This window comes from Aliivibrio sp. SR45-2, from assembly GCF_963890165.1.
GTDB classification, from domain to species: Bacteria; Pseudomonadota; Gammaproteobacteria; order Enterobacterales; family Vibrionaceae; genus Aliivibrio; species Aliivibrio salmonicida.
Map to the genome: position 1 here is coordinate 25,725 of NZ_CAWPRC010000165.1, position 7,163 is coordinate 32,887.

A 7,163-nucleotide genomic window follows, 5' to 3' on the forward strand; every position below is an offset into this window, starting at 1 on the left:
GGAGGCGTTATTCTTCGTCTTTTACAAAACTCACTTTACTAAAACCTAATTTAGCAAAATAGCTGTAACGAAAATCTTTTACTGCACCTGCATCACATGATGCCATTTCTACTTGCTTTAGCATGGTATCAAATTTAGAGATATCAATACCTTCAGCCGCCGCTGCTGCTTCAAATGGACCGTGAAATTCACGGAACGAAAAAGGGATCTCTTTCGTTTTTGATTTATAAGTATAACGAACAGTACGAGCCATTATTATTCCTCAATAAAAGGATGGATAGTCTCCATCCTTATCAATAATTACTTTTTGAAGATTTCAGCTAGTTCACGTTTCATGATTGGATCACGACGTGCTTTCTTAATTTGCTTCGTTAAGTCTTTAACACAGTTGTGTAACACTTGGTCAAGCAGTTGAGAGCGGTATTCCGCTTTTGCATCATCATCCATGTTTTCTGGCAAATCGATTGTTTCGAATTCTGCCATGAAATCATAACCAGCGTAGCTTTGGCTTAAAGAAACTAGTGCGTGAAATTGCTCAAAGTTGTCCAGTACGCGTTGAGCACTTACTGGCATGCCATCCCAAGATTCACGAACCGCAATTTCAGCTACTTCGTGTACAGAAACAAGCATGTGCCACATTTCTTCAGGAACGCTTTCAAACTCAATAACTTTTTTAAGTTCTGGTGAGATCGTTTCTAGATCAATTGCTTCTTTTTGTGTATTTTCAACTTCAGACATAGGGATTTCTCGTCATATAAAAGAGAAATGGTAACCAGACCAGAAAAAATGTCAATTCTATTAATCGCATGAATGAAAATTAAGGTATAAATTGGTTTATTTTGAGTCAATAAGACGGAACAAAGCTCACATTACTCATGTAAATCCCTATATTTTAGCTAAAGATGTTATTGGTTTTGTCGATAAGGTATCTAAGAATCCATATTATTCAGGTAACCCATGTTAAGAGTTCTATCGTTATGTTTTTCCGTTCTATTGGTTGGCTGTACGTCTTATAGTAATAACTTATTAGATACGGCGCCAAAAACGAAAGAAGATGCACCATATCCTACGTTTGAAGATCCATATGTTGAGTCTCAAGAAAAGGTGATTGATGTTGTGGATAGTAAGGAAGTGACTTCTGCACTTACGGGGCCAAATGGTGAGCTTAAAGATGATGATATGCGAAAGGTTGCAGAGCAACTGACTCAAATGGGGATCGTGTATCATGAAATGAGTGATGACCAACTCGTTATTACGATTCAAGAAAAAGTGCATTTTGCATCAGCACAAGCCACATTGACACCACTAGCAACCTCATTGTTAAATCAACTTATTTCGGTAATGGCAACAAAACCTGAATTGGCTTTGGTTTTAGATGGGCATACTGACATCAGTGGTAACGCGATAAAAAACCAGAATTTATCAGAAAAACGCTCAAATGAAGTGCGTCGTTATTTACTTGATAACAATCTTAATGCGAGTCAGCTTTATTCTCGTGGTTTTGGTGAATATTTACCTTTGTGTGATAACGAAACCACGCTAGGCCGTAAATGTAACCGTCGAGTAGAAATTACCGTATTAAAAATGCATTGGTAACACAGTGAGTGAATTCTCTTTATTAAAAGGAGAATTCACTCAACTATTTTATTCTACGGGTACGATAGGCTGTTCTTGGTAAGCTTTTGTTCCCCACAATGGTACCGTTGAGAGGCTGTGTTTGTAACTGCCAGACGTTTCTTTTGTTGAATAAGATAAATACATGATGGTTTGTGATTTTTCATCAAAAATACGACGAATCTTTAATGTTTTGAATAAGATACTTTTTGATTTTTTGAAAACGACTTCACCAGATTTAGAACGGTCAATATTAACCATCATATCTGGTGTTATTTCTCCAGTTTGGCGACAAGAGATAGACATGTCACTTGGGTCTGCGAAATCAAGATCGGCTTCTACGTTTGCAATATGACAGGTAACGCCTGGAATTTCAGGGTCTGTTAATACGCTAAGTTTGATGTCTTTTGTTGTAAATAAACCAAGAGAAACATCACCGACTTCATTATTATCACAACCAGAAAGTGTTAAAGTGATAACACCAAGCAGAAGGGCCTTCTTAAACATAATAGATTCCTAAATTGAGCAATATGAACACTTTAGCATAGGAATCTAAAAAAGTGCTTTTGTATTAAAAAACAATTTTTCTTTTATTACATGTTGTAAAGTGAACTTGAGTTTATTTTATAGTATGAATTTGTGAGTATTTATCATGAAAAAACAAATGTTTGCGGCCATTATTATCGCATTAGTATTAGGTGGTTGCAGCTCAGGAGCACAACCAAAAATGTGCGTGCCTGATTTTTGCAATATCTGGGGTCAGTGATCTAACGCTATTGTCTATAATTGTGGTGGTAGATAAAGCGTCATCACATAAGATTCAACGTATCTATTTATTATAATTAAGCTATAATCGTTAAGTTCAAGATATTGTTAGGATTCTATAATGAAAGTATGTGGCGTTGAGCTAAAAGGTAGTGAAGCAATTATTTGTTTAATCAACTCATCAGATGGCATGATTGATTTGCCTGATTGTCGAGTATCTAAGTTTGATTTTACTGATCCATCAAAAGCTGAATCAATTCGTGATTTTCAGTTTAAGTTTAAAAAATTGATGGAAGATTACCAAGTTGATACTGTGGTAATCAAAGAACGCTTAATGAAAGGTAAGTTTGCTGGTGGTGCTATTGGTTTTAAACTGGAAGCAGCTATTCAGTTAATTGATACAGTTGAAGTTGAAATGCTTTCTGCTGCTGATCAAAAAGCAAGCTTAAAACGTTTTCCTGAAATGGTTCGCGTGAAAGAAATTGGTTTAAAAGGTTATCAACAAGAAGCTTATGAAACAGGCTTTGCGTTCTTGAATTTTTAATTGATAGAGGGATGGCTTAGCCATCCTTTTTTATTTGTAGGTTCCAAAATGATCAATAATGAAGCATTTTATAAAAATAAAATGGATTGGCTAAGCAGTCAAGTGGACGTGGAATTTCCTACGCCAGAAAGTATTAAAGGAAGAGACGTTTATTTATCTCAATCACTAACCGAGCAGCTTACTTTTACTCCGGATGCCGGATTAATTAGCGATACGGTTACTGTATTACAAGTAACTGAACACCGATTGACGATTCGCTGGGCAATGACGGTAGCAAGTCAGTGGGAAAATACTTACGACGATGTTCTCGAGTTTTTGACTCAAGTCGATGTTTCTGATGAGTATCAATTATTTGTTGCTTTAGATGGAATGAAACCTGTTGCAGCCTGTATATCACAAATCATTGATGGAACAATGTATGTTTCTGATGTTGTGGTTAATGGGGATAGCATTAATGAAAACGGATTTATTAGCGCAGTTATGGAACAACAATCTAGCCTTTCTGGGTCTAAGTTTACTTCATGTGTGAAGCTATAAACTTAGTTATTGTTTTCTTATGTTGAGCTCCGTAGAAATAATATGTTCCGTTCTCTTTATTTTCTAGTCACTATTATTTTGTGTTTGTGCAATCCTGCGATAGCACACTCGCAGAATGATTTGAATAAAAAGCCAATCAATATCCTCGTTCTTCATTCTTACAGTCCTTCTTATGAATGGACTGAGAAAATAGAAGAGGGAATTAAGAACGCGACAGCAACCTCTGAGCGAAACATTCGTTTATCTATAGAATACATGGATTCAAAGCGTATTGATGGCAGTAAATATACGTCACAGTACGAGAGTTACCTTAACGGTAAATATAATACTCACTATTTTGATGCGATCATTGTGTCAGACGATAATGCGCTTAATTTTTTAATTCGCTATGGCGACCATTTATTCCCTTCAATCCCTATCATTGCGGTAGGTATTAATAACCTGTCTGTTAATTTATCGACCATAGAGCACCGTACCACGGTATTTTATGAAAAAGATCACATTACTAAAAACCTAGAATTGGCTCAAAAACTTTATCCTAATTTAAAAACGGTCTATTTATTAAGTGATAATAGCTTAACGTCACAGCTTATTCGTCGACGCTTTATTGAAGAAGCCGTTGCATTTAAAGGCCTGAATATTAAGGTTGTGAGTCATCAAAGTTTAGCTGATGCCGCTAAGTTATTATCTGAAGCGAGTTCTGATTCAGTCGCGTTTCTAACGCACTATAATACAGAGTTAAGTGATGGGCATTATTACGACTATAATACAGTTGCTTCTAAATTATCCCAAGACAGTCAAATCCCTATTTTCGTATTTTGGGAGCACTACCTTGGACATGGTGTACTAGGTGGTTACGTTAATCGATCTTATGCATTGGGAGTTCAGTCGGTAATAAGCCTTACAAAAAAGTTAAACTTTACGATTAATAAACAGATTGCTGGTTTCCCTAAGGCTTGGGAAGGGTATGTATTCGATAACCAAGTTATTAACCAGTTTAATATTAGTAAAAGCACACTCCCTTATACGTCAGTTATCGTAAACGAACCCCATTCTTATTTTTATGAGAATCGAAATATCATTACCGTCACATTGTTACTTATCGCTATGTTGCTTGGGATAATTATTACTCAATCAATTGCTATTCGTCGTAAAAAAGAATTAAGTGAAAATAAGTCCCATATTCTTGCCTTGCAAAAAAGAACATTAAACGTTCAAAAAGAAATGATTGAAGTCTTGGGAGAGGCGATTGAAACTCGCTCTGGAGAAACTGGGAATCATGTTCGTCGAGTTGCGAAAATGTCATCTTTACTCGGTAAAATTTATGGTTTACCAAAGAATGAATACCGGCTACTTGAAGTTATTAGTCCGATGCATGATGTTGGAAAAATTGGGATATCGGAATCCATTTTAGATAAACCAAGTAAATTGACCCCTGCTGAACGTATTGTCGTAGAAACACATACTGAAATTGGGTATAAATTATTAATGTCTGGTGATGGTGAGATCATGCATTCTGCCGCTAGAATTGCATTAGAACATCATGAACACTGGGATGGAAAGGGATACCCAAACCAAATTGTAGGAGAAGAAATTCATATTTTTGCTCGTATTACTGCAATTACCGATGTGTTTGACGCGTTAATGAGTAAACGATGTTACAAAGACGCTTGGCCATTAGATAAGGTCATTACTTTATTTAATGAAGAATGCGGAAAGCAATTTGATCCTCGATTATGTCAGATGTTTTTGCAAGAAATAGAACAGTTTATTGCAATTAGAAGGGAATACCCAGATTGATATGAGCCTATAGATAATGCTGTTATTTATTGAATACAATAAAAAGCCATAAATAGATTGTTCATCATACTTAGGGCTTTCCTGTATTTGGTGATTCTACAAGATTAGAAAATCAAGTGAGCCATACCTGCGATAACGGGTAAAGTAATTAATGTACGTAGAATGAAGATTGCAAATAACTCAAAGATATTTACTGGGATTTTACTACCAAGTAGTAGAGCACCAACTTCAGACATGTAGATTAATTGTGTTACTGACATTGCTGCAATAACAAAACGAGTCATTTCACTGTCAATCGATGCTGCAAGGATTGAAGGAATAAACATATCAGCAAAACCAACAACAATCGTTTGAGAGGCTTCAACTGCTTCTGGAACACCAAGTAACTCTAAGAATGGAATAAAAGGTTGGCCTAGTGTTGTAAATACAGATGTGTATTCAGCAATAACTAAAGCAATGGTACCAAGTGCCATTACAACAGGAAGTACACCAAAGACCATATCTACTGCGTTTTTAACGCCTTCACCAAATACGCTCTTAATTGAAGTGACTTTTGCTGCTTTTTTCATTGCTTGTTCAAGACCCCAAGAGAAAGTGGTGTAACCTTCAGGGATAACTTCAGCATCGGCATCACGTTCAGTACCATCAATAAACAAATCTTTCTTGTAGCTAAGAGGTGGTAAACGAGGAATGATGATTGCAGCAACAACACCCGCTAAACAAACCGTTAAGTAAAATGGTAAGAAGTAGCTTTCTAGTTCAACTTGAGCAATCACAACTAAACTAAAAGTAATCGATACTGCAGAGAAAGTGGTACCGACAACGGCCGCTTCACGTTGTGTATAAAATTTACCTTCGTACTGCTTGCTCGTTAGTAAGATACCAACAGAGCCATCACCTAACCATGAAGCCATACAGTCAATTGCTGAACGACCCGGTAAGTTAAATACTGGGCGCATTACTTTGCTAAGTAGGGCGCCAAATAGTTCTAATAAACCAAAGTTTAGTAATAGAGGAAGTAATAAGCCTGCAAAGATAAATACAGAAAATAGAACAGGGAGAAGATCGTTAAGAACTAAGCCACCCGTGTTTGGTTCCCAAATAACTTCTGGTCCAAATTGAAAGTAAACCATTGCAGCGGCAATACCACCAACTAGGCGTACCACAAACCAAAGTGGGCTTGGATTAAGTAAGCCAAATAAAAATGCGTTGTTTGCGATAACTTTAGGTTTAACTATTTTAGCTAAAATAGTAATGACAGACATAAACATAATGATACCAGTAACGATTGCTACTAGGTGCTCACCAAATAATACCTGGATTGATTTTGCTAAAACAGCAACAGGGATGGTAATAGAACCATTATAAGTGATCGGAGCCATAAACAGGATCAGACCAATTAATGATGGGATAAGGAACATCAGAAGATTCTTCTTTTTGCTCATAGGGGTAATCTCACTTGAATTTTGCATAAATCTCTCAAATTACTACTAGTTAATAAAAAGCTAATCCTTAGCATTATTATTCACTAAACTTCCGTATTCATTCAGTAAAGTGGAGATTACACTGTTTTTTTTAAAAGTGGAATAGTATTCATTAAAAAAAAGTAATTATTCACTTCTATACAGGGGATATGAATATTAGAAGGGCGATTATAGAGTGATTTTGTTTGTTATGATGAAAAAATGAAGTGATAAATACTAAAAAACCCCCAGTAAAGGAGGCTTTTTATTGAATCATGTTCTATTTGAACTCAGCAACACGCATTCTGTTCAATACGGCCATCACTTCAATGACTCGTGGCTTCGCTAGATCACCATGTTTTGGCATGATTTCGTGCCAATTGTCATGCAGCTGTTGAGCGATAAACTCAACTGGGTTTAATTCCCAACCTTGATCTTGC

At 36.2% G+C, this 7,163-nt stretch carries 8 protein-coding genes and 1 pseudogene; 4 read left to right on the forward strand and 5 right to left on the reverse strand.

The genetic code is table 11. The annotated features are described in order from the left end of the window. Positions 1 to 7: 7 nt before the first annotated feature. Positions 8 to 253 carry a DUF2960 domain-containing protein gene (locus tag AACV33_RS14180; protein ID WP_012551907.1) on the reverse strand — a complete coding sequence of 82 codons (246 nt, stop codon included), beginning with the start codon at positions 251 to 253 and terminating at the stop codon, positions 8 to 10. Between the two features lie 47 nt (positions 254 to 300). Then, positions 301 to 738, reverse strand: a complete 438-nt coding sequence (locus tag AACV33_RS14185) for a DUF3069 domain-containing protein (RefSeq protein WP_012551908.1) — start codon at positions 736 to 738, stop codon at positions 301 to 303. A gap of 219 nt (positions 739 to 957) precedes the next feature. Here AACV33_RS14185 and AACV33_RS14190 point away from each other — a divergent pair, with 219 nt between their 5' ends. Further along, positions 958 to 1,596 (forward strand): OmpA family protein, encoded by a 639-nt coding sequence (locus tag AACV33_RS14190; RefSeq protein WP_023603913.1) that lies wholly within the window; start codon positions 958 to 960, stop codon positions 1,594 to 1,596. Between the two features lie 48 nt (positions 1,597 to 1,644). Here AACV33_RS14190 and AACV33_RS14195 read toward each other — a convergent pair whose 3' ends face one another. After that, on the reverse strand, positions 1,645 to 2,121 hold the full coding sequence (locus AACV33_RS14195) for a CreA family protein (RefSeq protein ID WP_012551910.1): 477 nt from the start codon (positions 2,119 to 2,121) through the stop codon (positions 1,645 to 1,647). A gap of 379 nt (positions 2,122 to 2,500) precedes the next feature. On the opposite strand from AACV33_RS14195, the gene AACV33_RS14200 reads away from it, so the two are divergent. From AACV33_RS14200 to AACV33_RS14210, 3 genes are read left to right on the forward strand one after another with little or no spacing between them, the layout of a single operon-like run. Beyond that, on the forward strand, positions 2,501 to 2,923 hold the full coding sequence (locus AACV33_RS14200) for a DUF3010 family protein (protein ID WP_012551911.1): 423 nt from the start codon (positions 2,501 to 2,503) through the stop codon (positions 2,921 to 2,923). Between the two features lie 48 nt (positions 2,924 to 2,971). Continuing rightward, positions 2,972 to 3,460: a hypothetical protein gene (locus AACV33_RS14205; RefSeq protein ID WP_012551912.1), complete on the forward strand. Its 489-nt coding sequence runs from the start codon at positions 2,972 to 2,974 to the stop codon at positions 3,458 to 3,460. 42 nt (positions 3,461 to 3,502) lie between these two features. Continuing rightward, complete coding sequence (locus tag AACV33_RS14210; protein ID WP_244886301.1) at positions 3,503 to 5,260, forward strand: HD domain-containing phosphohydrolase; 1,758 nt, start codon at positions 3,503 to 3,505, stop codon at positions 5,258 to 5,260. Positions 5,261 to 5,364: 104 nt separating this feature from the next. Here the strand turns inward: AACV33_RS14210 and AACV33_RS14215 are convergent, their stop codons facing one another. Beyond that, a complete protein-coding gene (locus tag AACV33_RS14215) occupies positions 5,365 to 6,732 on the reverse strand; it encodes a YjiH family protein (protein WP_017023257.1) in 1,368 nt (455 codons plus the stop codon). A 271-nt stretch (positions 6,733 to 7,003) separates the two neighbouring features. Beyond that, positions 7,004 to 7,163 (reverse strand): annotated as a pseudogene (locus AACV33_RS14220) (ABC-ATPase domain-containing protein); the annotation flags it as partial.